The organism is Actinacidiphila sp. bgisy160 (assembly GCF_057707815.1).
In genome coordinates, this window is sequence record NZ_JBYIQW010000001.1 from 408,988 (window position 1) to 424,437 (window position 15,450).

Below are 15,450 nucleotides of genomic sequence, written 5' to 3' on the forward strand. Positions count from 1 at the left end.
TCCTCCACCGGCCCGGGGCGCGGACCCCGAGGAAGGCACGTCCGACGTGATCCTGCTGCTGTCGACCTCCGACACCGACCTGCTCAGCGCCCGCGCCGCGAACGCCGCCGGCGGTCCGGTCCCGTTCCGCTTCGCCAACCCCGCCCGGCTGCCGCAGGACGACCTGCCCGGTCTCCTCGACGGCGCCGACCTGGTCGTGGTACGGCTGCTCGGCGGGCGCCGCGCCTGGGAGGAGGGCCTGGACGCGCTGCTCGCGGGGCCCCGCCCGGTGGTCGTGCTCACCGGTGAACAGGCCCCCGACGCCCAGCTGATGGAGCTCTCCACCGTCCCCGTCGGCATCGCGGCCGAGGCCCACGCGTACCTGGCGCACGGCGGCACGGCCAACCTGGAGCAGCTGGCCCGCTTCCTGTCCGACACGGTGCTGCTCTCCGGCCACGGCTTCGAACCCCCCGCCTCCGCCCCCTCCTGGGGCAGGCTGGAGCGCGCCACCGGCGTCACCGAGGGCCCGCTGGTCGCCGTCCTCTACTACCGGGCCCACCACATGAGCGGCAACACCGCCTTCGTGGAGGCCCTCTGCGCCGCGATCGAGCAGGCCGGGGCCCGGGCGCTCCCGCTGTACGTGGCCTCGCTGCGCGCGCCCGAGCCCGGACTGCTCGACGCCCTCGGCGACGTGGACGCCGTCGTCACCACCGTGCTCGCGGCGGGAGGGACCCGCCCGGCCGACGCCTCGGCAGGCGGCGACGAGGAGGCCTGGGACGCGGGCGCGCTCGCCTCCCTCGACGTGCCGGTGCTGCAGGCGCTCTGCCTGACGTCCTCCCGCGAGACGTGGGAGGGCAACGACGAGGGCCTGTCCCCGATGGACGCCGCGACGCAGGTCGCCGTCCCCGAGTTCGACGGCCGGCTGATCACCGTGCCGTTCTCCTTCAAGGAGATCGACGAGGACGGTCTGCCCGTCTACGCCCCCGACACCGAACGCGCCGCCCGCGTCGCGGGCATCGCCGTCCGCCACGCGCGGCTGCGGCACATCCCGGTCGCGCAGCGCCGTCTGGCGCTCGTGCTGTCCGCGTACCCGACCAAGCATTCCCGCATCGGCAACGCGGTGGGCCTCGACACCCCCGCGAGCGCGGTCGCGCTGCTGCGCAGGCTGCGCGCCGAGGGCTGGGACTTCGGGCCCGAGGAGGAGATCCCCGGCCTTTCCCCCGTGGCCTCCGGCACGGGCGGTACCCCCACCGGTGACGGCGACGAGCTGATCCGCGCCCTGATCGACGCGGGCGGCCACGACCGGGAGTGGCTGACCGAGGAGCAACTGGCCGCCAACCCGGTGCGCATCCCGGCCGCCGACTACCGGCGCTGGTTCGCCGCGCTCCCGGCGGAACTGCGCGACGCCGTGACGGAGCACTGGGGGCCGCCGCCCGGCTCGATGTTCGTCGACACCAGCGCCAACCCCGAGGGCGACATCGTGCTGGCCGCGCTGCGCCGCGGCAACCTGCTGATCCTCATCCAGCCGCCGCGCGGCTTCGGCGAGAACCCGATCGCGATCTACCACGACCCGGACCTGCCGCCCTCCCACCACTACCTCGCCGCCTACCGCTGGATCGCCACGGCGCGGGCCGACGGCGGCTTCGGCGCCGACGCGATGATCCACCTCGGCAAGCACGGCAACCTGGAGTGGCTGCCCGGCAAGAACGCGGCCCTGTCCGCCGCCTGCGGCCCCGACGCCGCCCTCGGCGACCTGCCGCTGATCTACCCGTTCCTCGTCAACGACCCCGGCGAGGGCACCCAGGCCAAGCGCCGCGCGCACGCCACCCTCGTCGACCACCTGGTGCCGCCGATGGCCCGCGCCGACTCCTACGGCGACATCGCGCGCCTGGAGCAACTGCTCGACGAGCACGCCGCGATCGCGGCCATGGACCCGGCCAAGCTGCCCGCCGTCCGCGCGCAGATCTGGACGCTGATCCAGGCCGCCAGGCTCGACCACGACCTGGGCCTGGAGGACCGGCCGCACGACGCCGAGTTCGACGACTTCCTGCTCCACGTCGACGGCTGGCTCTGCGAGATCAAGGACGCCCAGATCCGCGACGGCCTGCATGTGCTCGGCCAGGCCCCTACCGGCGCGGAGCGGGTCAACCTGGTGCTGGCCATCCTGCGCGCCCGGCAGATCTGGGGCGGCACGGCCGCGCTGCCGGGCCTGCGAGAGGCCCTGGGCCTGGACGAGTCGAAGGCCACCCGGGTGTCCGCCGACGCCGCCGAGGAGCAGGCCCGCGCGCTGGTGCAGGCCATGGAGGACGCCGGCTGGGCGCCGGAGGCCGTCGCCGGGGTCGCCGAGGGCCTGCCCGAGGACGTGGCGCGGGTGCTGGACTTCGCCGCCCGGCAGGTCGTGCCGCGGCTGGCCCGTACGACGGACGAGACCGAGGCCGTCGTGCACGCGCTCAACGGCGGCTTCGTGCCCGCCGGCCCCTCCGGTTCGCCGCTGCGCGGCCTGGTCAACGTGCTGCCGACCGGCCGCAACTTCTACTCCGTCGACCCCAAGGCCGTGCCCAGCAGGCTCGCCTGGGAGACCGGCCAGGCCCTGGCCGACTCGCTGCTGGCCCGCTACCGCGAGGACAACGGCGACTGGCCGCGGTCGGTGGGCCTGTCCCTGTGGGGCACCAGCGCGATGCGCACCGCGGGCGACGACGTCGCCGAGGCGCTGGCGCTGCTCGGCGTGCGGCCGGTGTGGGACGACGCGTCCCGCCGCGTCACCGGCGTCGAAGCCGTTCCCGCGCAGGAGCTGGGCCGTCCGCGGGTCGACGTCACCCTGCGCATCAGCGGCTTCTTCCGGGACGCGTTCCCGCACGTCGTGGGCCTGCTGGACGACGCGGTGCGGCTCGTCGCGGGCCTCGACGAGCCGGACGAGGTCAACTTCGTGCGCGCCCACACCCGCGCCGACCTGGCCGCCCACGGCGACGAACGCCGCGCCACCACCCGCATCTTCGGCTCCCGCCCGGGGACGTACGGGGCGGGCCTGCTGCAGCTGATCGACAGCCGCGACTGGCGCAGTGACGCCGACCTCGCCGAGGTCTACACCGTCTGGGGCGGCTACGCCTACGGGCGCGGCCTCGACGGGCGCCCGGCCCGGGAGGAGATGGAGACCGCCTACCGCCGGATCGCGGTGGCCGCGAAGAACACCGACACCCGCGAGCACGACATCGCCGACTCCGACGACTACTACCAGTACCACGGCGGCATGGTGGCCACCGTCCGCGCGCTGACCGGCCGTTCCCCCGGGGCGTACATCGGCGACTCCACCCGCCCGGAGACGGTGCGCACCCGCTCCCTGGCCGAGGAGACCTCCCGGGTCTTCCGTGCCCGCGTGGTCAACCCCCGCTGGATCGCGGCGATGCGGCGGCACGGCTACAAGGGTGCCTTCGAACTGGCCGCCACCGTCGACTACCTCTTCGGCTACGACGCCACGACCGGCGTCGTGGCCGACTGGATGTACGACAAGCTGGCCCGCACCTACGTCCTGGACCCGGAGAACCGCGCCTTCCTCCAGGAGGCCAACCCCTGGGCCCTGCACGGCATGGCGGAGCGGCTGCTGGAGGCGGAGTCGCGCGGCATGTGGGCCGAGCCCGACCCGGAGGTCGTCGAGCGGCTCCGCCAGGCCTTCCTGGAGACCGAGGGCGACCTGGAGGGCGGCGAGTAGGGGCTCACCCGATGGTCGGCGCGGCCGAGGGCGGCGCCGCCGAGGGGTTGACGACGAGCGTCGGCTCACCGGGGACGGGTGTCGGTGCGACGAGGTCCCTGGGGTCCGTGGTGGGGCTCGCGGTGGTCTGGGCGACGATCTGCGGGAAGTCCACCAGCCCGGTCCGCTCCATGACCGTGATGTGGTCCAGCACGGTGTCGTTGGCCTGGTCGGCCAGCTGCCGTACGAGGCTGTTCATGGTGGTGGAGCGGACCTTGGCGATCGTGTTGAAGATCTGGCCGTGGGTCAGCCGCAGGATGTTGGCGAGCTTGCTGTCGAAGTCGCCGCCGGAGGCGGAGGACAGGGTGCCGAGGAAGCCCATCTGCTGCGGCGTGGGCTGGTTGGGCAGCGGGATGCCGAGCTGCGCGGCCACCGTGCGGTCGGCGCTGTCCAGCGCGGTGTGCCCGTCGACGAGGTGCCGTCCGGCGGTCTTGACCGCCTGCGTCGTGCCCTTCTGCTCCGCCATCTGCCCGGCGGGGAACTCCCACAGCCCGGCGAGCCGCACCTTGACGACGAACTCCCGGTCGAGGGGGGTCAGCGGGCCGTACGGGGTGGACACCGCCTGCGCCTCGGGGGAGGACGCCGCGACCTTCACCCCGGACATCGCGGGGTACACGAGCGCGGCGATCGTGCACACCAGCGCTCCGGCGACCAGGGCGGTCCCCGCCGTGAACCGGTTGGCCTTCATCGCGCCTCCTGGGTCGGGATTCGTACGCGCTTCCGGACGGTAGAGGCCGTCGCGGCGCGGCGGTACTCCTGCGCGGTTTCCCGGAGCGCGGGCGGTGATAGTTGATACGGTGCAAACTTTCGCCTGTGCAAGGGGTGCGGGAGGGCGGGTTATGGCTCCCCGGTCTTGGGCGGGGGAGACGGTTCCCCGTGACGCGGTCGTCCGCCGGGGGTGCGAGGCGGATGTCTGCCACCGCGCCGGCACCCGGGGCGTTTGCCGGGTCCGCCGTACGGGGGCCCACCGGCGGTGGCGGCGGGCCGCAGGGTGTGCGTATGCCGGGGGACGCGGGGTGTCGTGGGGGACCCCCTCGCCCGGGTCCACGGCTGAACCGCGGGGCGGCGCCGATGTCAGTGGCGGCGTCTAGGGTCGCTTCCGTCACCGACGAGGGAGGGGCGGAACCGTGGAGTTCTGCATCGAGCGGAGCGCGTTCACCGACGCCGTGGCCTGGGCGGCCCGCGTGCTTCCGGCACGGTCCCCGGTGCCCGTGCTGGGCGGGTTGCTGCTGAAGGCCGACGGGGGGTGCCTGCGCGTTCTCGGGGCGGACCACGACGCCTCCGCCGCCGTCACGGCGGAGGCGGAGACCGCTCGGGCCGGTCGGGCCCTGGTCGTGGGGCGGCGCCTGCTGGACATCTGCCGTGTGCTCCCCAAGGGTGTGGTGGAGTGCGCGGTCGAGGACACGCGCCTCACCGTGACCTGCGGCGACGTCCGGTTCGGGCTGTCGCTGCTGCCGCTGGAGGACCATCCCGCCCCCGCGCCGTCGCCGCCACCGCGCGGCAGCGTGGACGCGGACGCCTTCGCCGCGGCCGTCGCGCAGGTCGTGCCCGCCGCGGGCCGCGACGACACCCTGCCGGTCCTGACGGGCGTCCGGCTGGCGTTCGACGAGGGGACGATCACCCTGGCCGCGACGGACCGCTACCGCTACGCGGTGCGCACCCTGGACTGGGCCACCGGAGCGCCGGACGCCACGGCCGACGTCCTCGTACCGGCCCGTCGGCTCGCCGAGATCGCCCGGTCCTTCGGCGGGGCGGGCGCGCTCCGCGTCGCGTGGGACGGGAGCCGCGTCGCGTTCGAGCACGCCGACCGGCACGTCACGACCCGGCTGCTGGAGGGCCGGCTGCCCCGCCACGACACCCTGTTCGCGCTGCCCGACCCGCTCGTGGCGAGCGTGGAGCGGGAACCGTTGGCCGAGGCCGTGAAGCGGGTCGCGGTCGTCGCGGAGGGGGAGGGCCCGCTGCAACTGGAGTTCTCCGCCGGCCGGGTCCAGCTGCGCGCCGGGTACGGGGACGACGTGGCCTCGCAGCGGCTGCCGGCCGACCTGGCCGGCGCCGAGGGGATGACCGTCGCGTTCAACCCGGCCTACCTCGTGGACGCCCTGGCATCCTTCGATGCGTCCGTCGTCGAGTTCCGGCTCCTGGGCCCCGGCCAACGAGCGCTCCTGACGGACCCGTCCGGCAGGCAGCGGCACCTGCTGATGTCGGTGAAGCCGCTGGTGTGACCGCCCGCGGCACGGGCGGGCCCGCTCCCGGCGGCGACGGCATCGGCGGGCTGCGCCGATCCGTCACCGCCGCTTCGCCCGGCGATGGGGACACCGTGCCCCGCCCGTTGCCTGGCGCCGTGCAACCTCCTTGCGCTGAGGGCGCGTTCAGCCGTTGGTGACCCGCACGGTGACCGTCCATTCGCGCAGTCCCAGGCAGGCCACCTGGTCCGGGGCGGTGGGTGTGGCGCACAGCGGCTGCGTGGAGGTGAGCCGTGCCGTGCCGGCGGCGGTGGCGCGGTAGGCGGCGATGGTGTCGCCGCGCGGGGCGCCGATGCCCGCGTTGGTGGGGGCGAGGGCGTGGCCCTCGCTGGTGACGGGGGACCAGGGGCGGTCCGGCGTGCCGTCGAGGGTGACGCGGACCGTGCCGCCGGCGGTGACGCAGACCGTGCGGCCGGTGTCCGCGGCGGTGAGCGCGGCCTCGGCCGCACAGGCCCCGCCCGTACCGGTCCCGGTTCCCGCGCTGGGGGTGCCGCTCGGGGAGCCGCTGGGGCTGTCGCCCGCGGGGCCGCCGGACTGCGTTCCGCAGCCGGTCAGCAGGAGTGCGGTCGCCGCGACGGCCGCGGCTGTCGTATGACGCATGGATGGCCTCCTTTCCGCTTTGACGTGTCACACGCGCAAAAGGGTCCCGGCCGCCTCTCGGCGACCGGGATCTTCCGCGGGCAGGCGGGTGTCGGCCCGTGTTCAGGGCGGTGTCGTCGACCACGAAGCCGGTCCCCCGCGGCCCAGACCGTGCACTCCACCGGCACGGCGCGTCCCCGGTGGCGGGGGTATGGGGGGCGGCCTGGGCGGCCGGTCCCGCGGCGAGCAGGCAGGTGACGGCCAGTGCGAGCGCGGGCAGGGCCGCGGTCGCTGTTCCGCCGGGAGCGCCTCTGCGCCACGGCTGCGGTGGGTGGTGACGGGTGGACGCGCTGACGTCAGGCGCGACCGCCAGGGCACGGACAGCGGCCGGGAAAGATCGCCGCCGCGCGTGTCGACCGGCGTTTCCCCGACGGACGGCTCGTCACGCTCGCCGATGACGGCACCGTCGACCTGGTCACCAGGCAGGTCGTCGGCGGCCAGACCACGGTGACGGTCGAACTGACCGAACCCGTCACGTTCCTGCGCCCCCTCGGGGCGCCCGCCGGAGGCCCGCGTCCTGCGCTTCCACGCCGACGACCCGCGGGCGGCCGTCGCGGCCCTGGGGGTGGGCCTGGTGCCGGGGGCTGGGGTAACGTTGCGGTCCCCAGCAGTGGACGGACCGAGGAGGTGAGACCCATTACCGCCATGTCAGGTTGGGTGCTCTCCCCCGGCGGCCCCGTGGTCCGGACGACCTAGGCCGTCGAGAGCGCCCCGCGGCGCCCGAAAGGCCTCCATGTCCTCCGCCTCGCCGGCTCCTTCCGGCCCATGTTCCGCCGGTTCTTCTCCTTCCGGTTCTTCCTCCGGCCCATCTCCCGCCGGTCCTCATCCCTCCGTCCCGTCCTCGGCGTCCCTCGCGCCGGTCGTGTCCGTGCTCCGGGCGGCCGGCTGCGTGTTCGCCGAGGACGAGGCCCGGCTGCTCGTCTCCGCCGCCCGGACACCCGGTGAGCTCGCCGCCATGGTGGAGCGCCGGGTGACCGGCCTCCCGCTCGAACATGTCCTGGGCTGGGCCGAGTTCTGCGGTCTGCGGATCACCGTCACCCCCGGGGTCTTCGTCCCGCGCCGCCGTACGGAGTTCCTCGCCCGCGAGGCCGCCGCGCTGGGGCGCGCCCTGGGCCGGCCCGGCGCCGTCGTGGTCGACCTGTGCTGCGGCTCCGGCGCGGTGGGCGCCGTCCTGGCCGCCACGCTCGACCGGCCCCTGTTGCACGCGGTCGACATCGACCCGGTGGCGGTCGCCTGTGCCCGCCGCAACCTCGCCGCGGCGGACGGCCGCGTCCACGTCCACGAGGGCGACCTCTACGACCCCCTGCCCGCGCGGCTGCGCGGCCGCGTCGACGTCCTGGTCGCGAACGTGCCCTATGTCCCCAGCGGCGCCGTCGCCCTCCTTCCCCCCGAGGCCCGTGACCACGAGCCCCGGGTCGCCCTCGACGGCGGGGCCGACGGCCTCGACGTCCTCCGCAGGGTCGCCGCCGCGGCGCCCGCGTGGCTCGCGCCGGGCGGCAGGCTCCTCTTCGAGACCGGTGAGGAGCAGGCCCCGGCCGCCGTCGCCGCGGTCGCCCGGGCCGGGCTGGAGGCGCGGGTGGTGGTGTCGGAGGAGCTGTACGCGACGGTCGTGATCGCCTCGGCCCCTGCGGCGTAGCCGGGGCCGGAGATCCTCGCTGTGCGTGAATCCGTCGTTTCTTCGAGTAAATCGAGGCCCTGATAAGTGACGCAGGCCACATGGCCTGCGTCACTCAATGGGCGATTTGTCTGGGTCTGCGTGTGACGTAGCCGATATGGCGTGCGCCACTTTCGGGGTTGCTTAGTAGACGCCGTCCCGGAATCCCCTTCCCACGCCTGAGTGGCGGGACTTTCGTCCCTGGTCCCACAACTAATCCCGTTAGTAAGAGGGGTGCATTGACCCCGGGATTTAAGTCGGCCAACAATTCATGGCGTACCCCACGGAAGAGGAATTTCTCGAATGCAGATCTCCGCTATGTCGAAGCTCAACCGCGTCGCCAAGGCCAAGAAGATCTCCCTCGGCTGCGCTGCCGCCAGCGTCGCCGTCGTCGCCGGTGGCGTGGCCATGGCCCCCACCGCCTCCGCCGCCACCACGGCGCAGTCGGGCTCCGTCAACACGTGGATCAACGAGTCCCTGAAGGTGATGCGCGCCAACGGCATCCCGGGCACCTACAACGGGATCTACAAGAACCTGATGCGTGAGTCCTCGGGCAACCCGAACGCCATCAACGGCTGGGACTCGAACGCTGCCAAGGGAATTCCCTCCAAGGGTCTGATGCAGGTGATCGACCCGACGTTCAAGGCCTACCACGTCCCCGGTACCTCGTGGAACATCTACGACCCGGTCGCCAACATCACCGCCGCGTGCAACTACGCGGCCCACGTCTACGGCACGATCGACAACGTCAACTCGGCGTACTGATCGCCCGCGCGCGAAAGCTTTCCTGGGGACGCCCCCGGCGGCCACGGCTGCCCGGGGGCTTCCCTCTTTTCCCCTTCCCGTATTCCGCCCGCTTTTCCGGGTCACGGTCCGCCCACCGTTTCGCGTCCGGCTTTCCGTCCCGGGCCTGGACTGGCGAACGGTGCTGCCCCTGACCACCCGGCCGAGGCCGAGGTCCTGCACGCCGCCAGGACCTGGCCGCCCTGCTCCGCGCGTGCCCGGACACCTCGGTGCCGATACCCGGTGCCGAGTGGACGGTCGGCAGCCATCGCGGCCCCCCCCGGGCCGGGTGCGTCAACGGGTGGCGGTGGCCCGGAAGGTGCGGCGGTAGGCCAGGGGGGAGACCCCGATGGCGGCGTGGAGGTGCTGCCGCAGGGAGGTCGCGGTGGCGAAGCCCACCTCGCCGGCGATGCGGTCGACCGGGAGGTCGCTGGACTCCAGCAGATGGCGGGCCCGGGCGACCCGTTGCTGGATGAGCCACTTCCCCGGGCTCACCCCCACCTCGTCCCGGAACCGCCGGGCGAAGGTGCGCAGGCTCATCCGCGCGTGGTCCGCGAGGTCGCTGAGGGTGAGCGGCAGGTCGAGGTGCTCCAGCGCCCACTGCCGCGTCGCCGCCGTGCCGGTGTCGGTGGGTCCGGGCACGGGCTGCTCGATGTACTGCGCCTGGCCGCCCTCCCGCCAGGGCGGTACGACGCAGACTCGGGCGACGAAATTGGCCACCGCGCTGCCGTGGTCGGCGCGCACCAGATGCAGGCAGACGTCCACACCGGAGGCGGCGCCGGCCGAGGTGAGGAGGTCGCCGTCGTCGACGAAGAGCACGTCGGCGTCGAGGGCCACCCGGGGGAACAGCCGGCGGAAGTCGTCGGCCAGGGCCCAGTGGGTGGTGGCGGGGCGGCCGTCGAGGAGTCCCGCGGCGGCGAGCGCGAAGGCCCCCGTGCAGATGGAGACGATGCGGGTGCCCGGCCGGATCGTGCCGAGCGCGGCGGCGACCGGGGCGGGGAGCTCCGCGGTGATCCGCGCCTGGTCGTACGGCGGGATCACGACGGTGTCGGCGGTGGCCAGCACCTCGGGGCCGTGCTCGACGGCCACCGAGAAGTCCGAGTCCGTGCGCACGGGGCGCCCGTCGGCGGTGCAGGTCAGCACTTCGTAGCGGTTCCCGGCGGAGCCGAAGACGCGGTTGGGGATGCCCAGCTCGAAGGGATAGACGCCGTCGAGGGCGAGGACGACCACACGATGCATGGCAGAAACTTATCGGATGATGGCAACCAGGCCATTTTTCCGCGCGCCGCCGGTCGGCAGGCTGGAGCGCATGAACGACACGACCCCTCGCACCATGCGCGCGATCACCCAGGACGTCCTCGGCGGACCCGAGGTACTGCGGGAGGCGGAGCTGGAGCGTCCCACTCCCGGCGTCGGGCAACTGCTCGTCCGCGTCCACGCCGCCGGGCTCAACCCCACCGACACCAAGCACCGGCAGACCGGGCTCTTCCTCGGCGGCCCGCCGCCCGTCCTCGGCTGGGACGTCTCCGGTGTCGTGGAGGAGGCCGGGCTGGGAGTCGCCCTCTTCCGGCCCGGTGACGAGGTCTTCGGCATGCTCCCCTACCCGCACGGTGTGGGCTCCCACGCCGAGTACGTCACCGGGCCCGCCCGTGCCTTCGCCCGGAAGCCGTCCACCATGAGCCACGTGGAGGCCGCCGCGGTCCCGCTGGTCGCCCTCACCGCCTGGCAGGCGCTCGTCGACGTCGCCGGGGTCCGCCCCGGGCAGCGCGTGCTGGTCCATGCGGCCGCGGGAGGCGTCGGGCACGTCGCCGTCCAGATCGCCAAGTCCCGCGGCGCGTACGTCCTCGGCACGGCGAGCGCCGCCAAGCACGACTTCCTGCGCGGCCTCGGCGCCGACGAACTGATCGACTACCGCTCGGCCGACTACGCCGAGGCCGTCCGCGACGTGGACGTCGTCCTCGACCCCCTCGGTGGCCCCGAGTCCCTCCGCTCCCTGCGCACCCTGCGCCAGGGCGGGTTGCTCGTCACGCTCCTCCCGATCGGCATGCCCGAACTCCTCGCGGAGGCCGACCGTCTGGGCGTGCGTGCCGCCGGCATGATCGTCGAGGCCGACCACGCCGGCATGACCGCGATCGCCCACCTGGTGGAGGAGGGTGCCCTGCGTGTCACGGTCGCCGACACCTTCCCCCTGTCCGAGGCCGCCAGGGCCCACGCCGCCCTGGAGACGGGACGCACCACCGGGAAGCTCGTCCTCACCGTGCGCTGACACATCCGTGGGCTTGCGAGCCGTACGGGCACCGGGGCAGGGCTCGAACCTGCGTCCACCCGGTCCCGAGCCGGGTCTTGCGCGCCGGTCGAGGGACCCCGCGTGCGATTCCCGCAGGGCCGAGGTTTTTGGGACATGTGCCCCAGGCCGGCGCACCCGAGGCCGGGGGCACCACTGATTGACACCCCTCTGTCGTCAACCTTTGGTTGACGACAGAGGGGTGTCAACCTATCGTTGACGCATGACGCAGCAGATCCGGCTCGACGATCTGATCGAAGCCATCAAAAAGGCCCACCCCCACGCCCTCGACCAGCTCTCGGACGCCGTCATCGCCGCCGAGCACCTGGGCGAGGTCGCCGACCACCTCATCGGACACTTCGTCGACCAGGCCCGGCGATCCGGTGCCTCGTGGACCGACATCGGCAAGAGCATGGGCGTGACCAAGCAGGCCGCCCAGAAGCGCTTCGTCCCCAAGGACCTCGGCTTCCCCGACCTCGACCCCTCGCAGGGCTTCTCGCGCTTCACCCCACGCGCCCGCAAGGTCGTCATGGCCGCCCACGCGGAGGCCCAGACCGCCCGCAACCCCGAGGTCCGCCCCGAGCACCTCGCCCTCGGGCTGCTCAGCGAGCCCCAGGCCCTCGCGGCCCTCGCCATGACGGCCCAGGGCGTCACCCCCGACGCCGCCCGCACCGCCCTCACCGCGGCCCTCCCCGCGGCCGTGGACGAGGTCCCCGAGCTCGTCCCGTACGACCTCGCCTCCCGCAAGGTCCTCGAACTCACCTTCCGTGAGGCCCTCCGCCTGGGCCACAACTACATCGGCACCGAGCACCTCCTCCTCGCCCTCCTCGAACTGGAGGCGGGCGACGGCCCGCTGACCTCCCTCGGCCTCGACAAGGCCACCACCGAGCGCCACGTCGCCGAGGCGCTGGCCGAGATCGTGGGCGGCACACAAGAAGAGGGGTGAGCGGTGTCCCGGGTGGCCCGCAGCTCCATGAGGGGCCATCACGGTCCCACCCGGGAGGAACGGAACACCACGATCGCGGAGGCGCTGTCCGTCGCGCTGCTGCTCCTCGTGCTCGCCGGGCCGGTGATCCGGCCGTTCGGTCCTCCGGAGGCGGTGGCCGCCGTTCCGGCCGCCGCGGTGGCCGCGGAGGATCTCAGCCCGTGGCGCCGGGCAGCTGCTTGATGCCGTCCACGGCGGAGCGGCTCAGCACCGCGTTGGTGAAGACGACCGTGCCGCGCGGCAGGACCCCGTCGGGGTCCCGCTCGGCCTGGACGGTGCGCTCGCCGAGGAAGACGTGGGTCTTCCGATCGAAGATCCACTCGGTGCGCTGTCCGCTGGCCTCGTCCAGCCGGGCCACCGCGACCCCGTGCCGCCCGGTGGCGTCCACGGCGTCGTCCACGGCGACCACACCGGGGATCTTGGCGGCGGCCTTGTAGAGCGCGGTGGTCAGCGTGGCCGGCGGGTAACTCTCGCCCAGCAGGTCGCCGATGGTGGTGAAGGCCTCCTGGTCGGGGCCGTTGCCCATGCCCTTCGTCTCCTTGTAGATCTTGGCCAGGAGGGCGTCGGGGTCGGTGGGCAGGGTGCTGAGGTAGTCGTAGCTCGGCGCGTTCAGGGTCGGACCGGGCACGTTGCCCTGCTCGTCGGTGCCCGCCAGGGTCACGCCCTCCGGGCCGGTGGTGCCGGGTTCGATCAGCCAGCCGTCGCTGCCGTCGCGGGACTCCCAGACCTGGCGCCGGTGCAGCGGGGTGCCGGCCAGGCTGGTCGTGTCGCCCACGTGCCGCACGACGGTGCCGGCCGACTTCGACTCGATGTAGATGTACTGGCCGTCGCCCACCGGCGTGGCGGGCGACTCGGCGGCGGCCAGCGAGGCGGTGTCGAGCAGACGGGCGGCGCCCTTGGGGTCCGCGGTGCCGAGGCGGGTGGTCAGGGCGGGGCCCGCGGCGGAGGTGCCGGAGCGGCCGCCCGCGCCGGTGCCCTCCGCGCCGCCGAACACGAACAGGCCGGTCGCCAGGGCCCCGGCCAGTACGCCCGCGCTCAGCGGGACGAGGACCATGCGGCGCAGGAAGGGGTTGCGGCGCGCGGCCGGGCGTGTGGCGGCGGGGGACGGGCCGGGCCTCGCGGCGAGGTCCTCGTGGATCCGGGTCATCAGACGCTCCTTGTGCAACTGGTGACGGTCCGCCGGCAGATCCCGCTCCACGCGCGGCAGGAGACGGGCGGTCTCCTCCCATTCCGAGGGATGGGCGTTCATCGGATTCCTTCCTGTGCGGGCCGGACCGCGTTCGTGCGGTCCCCTTCTGTCTGTCGGCGGCGGCCGGCGGGTTCCATCTCCGCGTCGGCGAGTTTGCGCAGTCTCGTGCGGGCCCGGGACAGCCGCGAGCGCACGGTGCCGACCGGGACGCCGAGGGCCTCGGCGGCCTCGGTGTACTCCAGGCCCTCCCACAGGCACAGCGTCAGCACCTCGCGCTCGGCGCGGCGCAGCCGGGCGAGGGCGGCCAGGACGGCGGCGATGCGGCGCCGGTCGTCGACCCGGCCGGCCACGAGGTCGGCGTGGTCGGGCACTTCGAGGGCGGCTGCCCCGGCCTGGGCCCCGGCGGCGACCGCGGCCCGGTAACGGCGATTTCCGCGGCAGTGGTTGCGCGCGATGTTCGTGGCGACACCCAGGAGCCACGGCCGCAGCGAGCCCCCCTCGGGGTCGACGCGGGCGCGCAGCCGCCAGGCCTCCAGGAAGGTGGCCGACATCACGTCCTCGGCGACCGACCAGTCGGCGGTCAGCCGGAAGGCGTGGTTGTAGACGGTACGGGCGTACGCGTCGAACAGTTCCGCGAAGGCGGCGGGGTCCCCGTCCCGTACCCGGGTACGTACATCAGTGGTCACTTCTGTCGGCTGTCCGTCGCTCGCCCGCGGGTTCCCGTGACCCGCGTCACGCCGCGATTCCGTCGGGGGCCGCGGGCTCGAAGGGCATCAGCTCGTCCTGCCCGGGCCGCACCACCCCGAAGGTGCTCTCGGGGACCTCGTGCCAGGCGTCCGGCAGGTCGCCCAGGGGCTCGGACACCACGAGCCGGGTCTCCTCCGACACGCCCTGCAGGAACCACAGGTCCGGGTGGAGATCGCACAGCGAGTCCACCCTGCTGCTGTAGAACAGCGAGCGCGACGTGCGCTCGCTGGAGTAGCGGAACGCCCACAGGCTCTCCCCGTCGGTGACCGCCAACGTCATCTGGACGGGGAACTCGACCCCGTGCTCGTGGCCGGTCCGCTCCACCAGCCCGGCCATCCGCGCCACGGCGCCGGGCGCGTCCTGGTCGAGGCCGAAGGTGAGCGCGAGGAAGAACATCACCTCGGAGTCCGTCGAGCCCTCGATGGAGGAGAACAGCGCCGGGTCGACGGCGAGCGAGAGGTCGCGGCGCAGCCGGTGGAAGTCGGTGATCGCCCCGTTGTGCATCCACAGCCACCGGCCGTGCCGGAAGGGGTGGCAGTTGGTCTGCTGGATCGCGGTGCCCGTCGACGCCCGTACGTGGGCGAAGAACAGCGGCGAGGTGACGTGGCGCGAGATCTCCCGCAGGTTGCGGTTGTTCCACGCGGGCCCGATGTCCCGGATGATCGCCGGGGTGTCCAGGTGGTCCGTGGCGTACCAGCCGATGCCGAAGCCGTCCCCGTTGGTCGTCTCGACGCCCATCCGGGAGTGCAGGCTCTGGTCGATCAGGGAGTGCCGCGGTTTGTAGAGGATGTTGTCGAGCAGCATGGGCGTGCCTGTGTAGGCGAGCCACCGGCACATGAGCACCATTCCCTTCCTCGTCCGCCGTCCTCGGGGGCCGGCCCTCCTCAGTCGTCGGCCAGGGCGGCCTCCGCCCGGATCGTCTTGCCCCGCTGCAAATGACGCGTCCCCCAGCGTCCGGTGACCCGCGCCACCAGCAGCAGTCCGCGGCCGCCCTCGTCGAGGGCCCGGGTCCGGCGCAGGTGGGGCGCGTCGGAGTTGTGGATGACGCGCAGCCCGGCGGGCGGGGTTCCGTACCGGAGGGCGTTGGTGACGAGTTCGCCGACCACCTGCTCCACGGTGTACGTGGGGGCGCGACCGAGCAGCCGCTCGGCCTCACTGCTCCAGCCGGTGATGATGCCGTGGGCGTCGATGGCGGCCGTGGC

The 15,450-nt window shown here is 73.7% G+C and carries 13 protein-coding genes, 1 tRNA gene and 2 pseudogenes; 8 read left to right on the top strand and 8 right to left on the bottom strand.

Translation table 11 applies throughout. The features are described 5' to 3' along the window. Nucleotides 1–46: 46 nt before the first annotated feature. Nucleotides 47–3,685 carry a cobaltochelatase subunit CobN gene (gene cobN / locus AC3EUJ_RS01965; protein ID WP_431959087.1) on the top strand — a complete coding sequence of 1,213 codons (3,639 nt, stop codon included), beginning with the start codon at nucleotides 47–49 and terminating at the stop codon, nucleotides 3,683–3,685. Between the two features lie 4 nt (nucleotides 3,686–3,689). Here cobN and AC3EUJ_RS01970 read toward each other — a convergent pair whose 3' ends face one another. Further along, nucleotides 3,690–4,412 carry a DUF4142 domain-containing protein gene (locus tag AC3EUJ_RS01970; protein WP_431959088.1) on the bottom strand — a complete coding sequence of 241 codons (723 nt, stop codon included), beginning with the start codon at nucleotides 4,410–4,412 and terminating at the stop codon, nucleotides 3,690–3,692. Between the two features lie 439 nt (nucleotides 4,413–4,851). Between AC3EUJ_RS01970 and dnaN the strand changes: the two genes are divergently transcribed. Next, a complete protein-coding gene (gene dnaN / locus AC3EUJ_RS01975; protein WP_431959089.1) occupies nucleotides 4,852–5,946 on the top strand; it encodes a DNA polymerase III subunit beta in 1,095 nt (364 codons plus the stop codon). 147 nt (nucleotides 5,947–6,093) lie between these two features. On the opposite strand, the gene AC3EUJ_RS01980 is transcribed toward dnaN, so the two are convergent. Further along, nucleotides 6,094–6,567 carry a hypothetical protein gene (locus AC3EUJ_RS01980; RefSeq protein ID WP_431959090.1) on the bottom strand — a complete coding sequence of 158 codons (474 nt, stop codon included), beginning with the start codon at nucleotides 6,565–6,567 and terminating at the stop codon, nucleotides 6,094–6,096. A 375-nt stretch (nucleotides 6,568–6,942) separates the two neighbouring features. Between AC3EUJ_RS01980 and AC3EUJ_RS01985 the strand changes: the two are divergent. The 3 genes and pseudogenes from AC3EUJ_RS01985 to AC3EUJ_RS01995 form a co-directional block, all read left to right on the top strand. Next, a pseudogene (locus AC3EUJ_RS01985) lies at nucleotides 6,943–7,237 on the top strand (hypothetical protein); the annotation flags it as partial. A gap of 231 nt (nucleotides 7,238–7,468) precedes the next feature. Then, nucleotides 7,469–8,242: a putative protein N(5)-glutamine methyltransferase gene (locus AC3EUJ_RS01990; protein WP_431959091.1), complete on the top strand. Its 774-nt coding sequence runs from the start codon at nucleotides 7,469–7,471 to the stop codon at nucleotides 8,240–8,242. A 321-nt stretch (nucleotides 8,243–8,563) separates the two neighbouring features. Beyond that, the gene (locus AC3EUJ_RS01995) at nucleotides 8,564–9,025 is read left to right on the top strand and encodes a transglycosylase SLT domain-containing protein (RefSeq protein WP_245939151.1); all 462 of its coding nucleotides are present in this window, start codon (nucleotides 8,564–8,566) and stop codon (nucleotides 9,023–9,025) included. Between the two features lie 312 nt (nucleotides 9,026–9,337). On the opposite strand, the gene AC3EUJ_RS02000 is transcribed toward AC3EUJ_RS01995, so the two are convergent. Continuing rightward, a complete protein-coding gene (locus tag AC3EUJ_RS02000; protein WP_431959092.1) occupies nucleotides 9,338–10,282 on the bottom strand; it encodes a GlxA family transcriptional regulator in 945 nt (314 codons plus the stop codon). 70 nt (nucleotides 10,283–10,352) lie between these two features. On the opposite strand from AC3EUJ_RS02000, the gene AC3EUJ_RS02005 reads away from it, so the two are divergent. Continuing rightward, nucleotides 10,353–11,309, top strand: a complete 957-nt coding sequence (locus tag AC3EUJ_RS02005) for an NADP-dependent oxidoreductase (protein ID WP_431959093.1) — start codon at nucleotides 10,353–10,355, stop codon at nucleotides 11,307–11,309. Between the two features lie 28 nt (nucleotides 11,310–11,337). On the opposite strand, the gene AC3EUJ_RS02010 is transcribed toward AC3EUJ_RS02005, so the two are convergent. Next, nucleotides 11,338–11,415 (bottom strand) — tRNA-Pro (locus tag AC3EUJ_RS02010). A gap of 135 nt (nucleotides 11,416–11,550) precedes the next feature. On the opposite strand from AC3EUJ_RS02010, the gene AC3EUJ_RS02015 reads away from it, so the two are divergent. Together AC3EUJ_RS02015 and AC3EUJ_RS02020 are read left to right on the top strand one after the other, a co-directional pair. Continuing rightward, a complete protein-coding gene (locus AC3EUJ_RS02015; protein WP_431959094.1) occupies nucleotides 11,551–12,273 on the top strand; it encodes a Clp protease N-terminal domain-containing protein in 723 nt (240 codons plus the stop codon). Nucleotides 12,274–12,300: 27 nt separating this feature from the next. Then, nucleotides 12,301–12,495, top strand: a complete 195-nt coding sequence (locus tag AC3EUJ_RS02020; protein WP_431959095.1) for a hypothetical protein — start codon at nucleotides 12,301–12,303, stop codon at nucleotides 12,493–12,495. Here the strand turns inward: AC3EUJ_RS02020 and AC3EUJ_RS02025 are convergent. The 4 genes and pseudogenes from AC3EUJ_RS02025 to AC3EUJ_RS02040 all read right to left on the bottom strand — a co-directional run. Further along, the gene (locus AC3EUJ_RS02025; RefSeq protein ID WP_431959096.1) at nucleotides 12,467–13,561 is read right to left on the bottom strand and encodes a CU044_5270 family protein; all 1,095 of its coding nucleotides are present in this window, start codon (nucleotides 13,559–13,561) and stop codon (nucleotides 12,467–12,469) included. The genes AC3EUJ_RS02020 and AC3EUJ_RS02025 overlap by 29 nt on opposite strands. After that, entirely contained in the window at nucleotides 13,558–14,187 is a 630-nt protein-coding gene (locus AC3EUJ_RS02030; protein ID WP_431959097.1) for an RNA polymerase sigma factor, read from the bottom strand. Before AC3EUJ_RS02030 ends, AC3EUJ_RS02025 begins: the two co-directional genes overlap by 4 nt. Before the next feature lie 46 nt (nucleotides 14,188–14,233). After that, nucleotides 14,234–15,085 carry a class II glutamine amidotransferase gene (locus tag AC3EUJ_RS02035; protein WP_431959098.1) on the bottom strand — a complete coding sequence of 284 codons (852 nt, stop codon included), beginning with the start codon at nucleotides 15,083–15,085 and terminating at the stop codon, nucleotides 14,234–14,236. A gap of 47 nt (nucleotides 15,086–15,132) precedes the next feature. Then, nucleotides 15,133–15,372: pseudogene (locus AC3EUJ_RS02040) on the bottom strand (ATP-binding protein); the annotation flags it as partial. Between the last annotated feature and the right edge of the window lie 78 nt (nucleotides 15,373–15,450).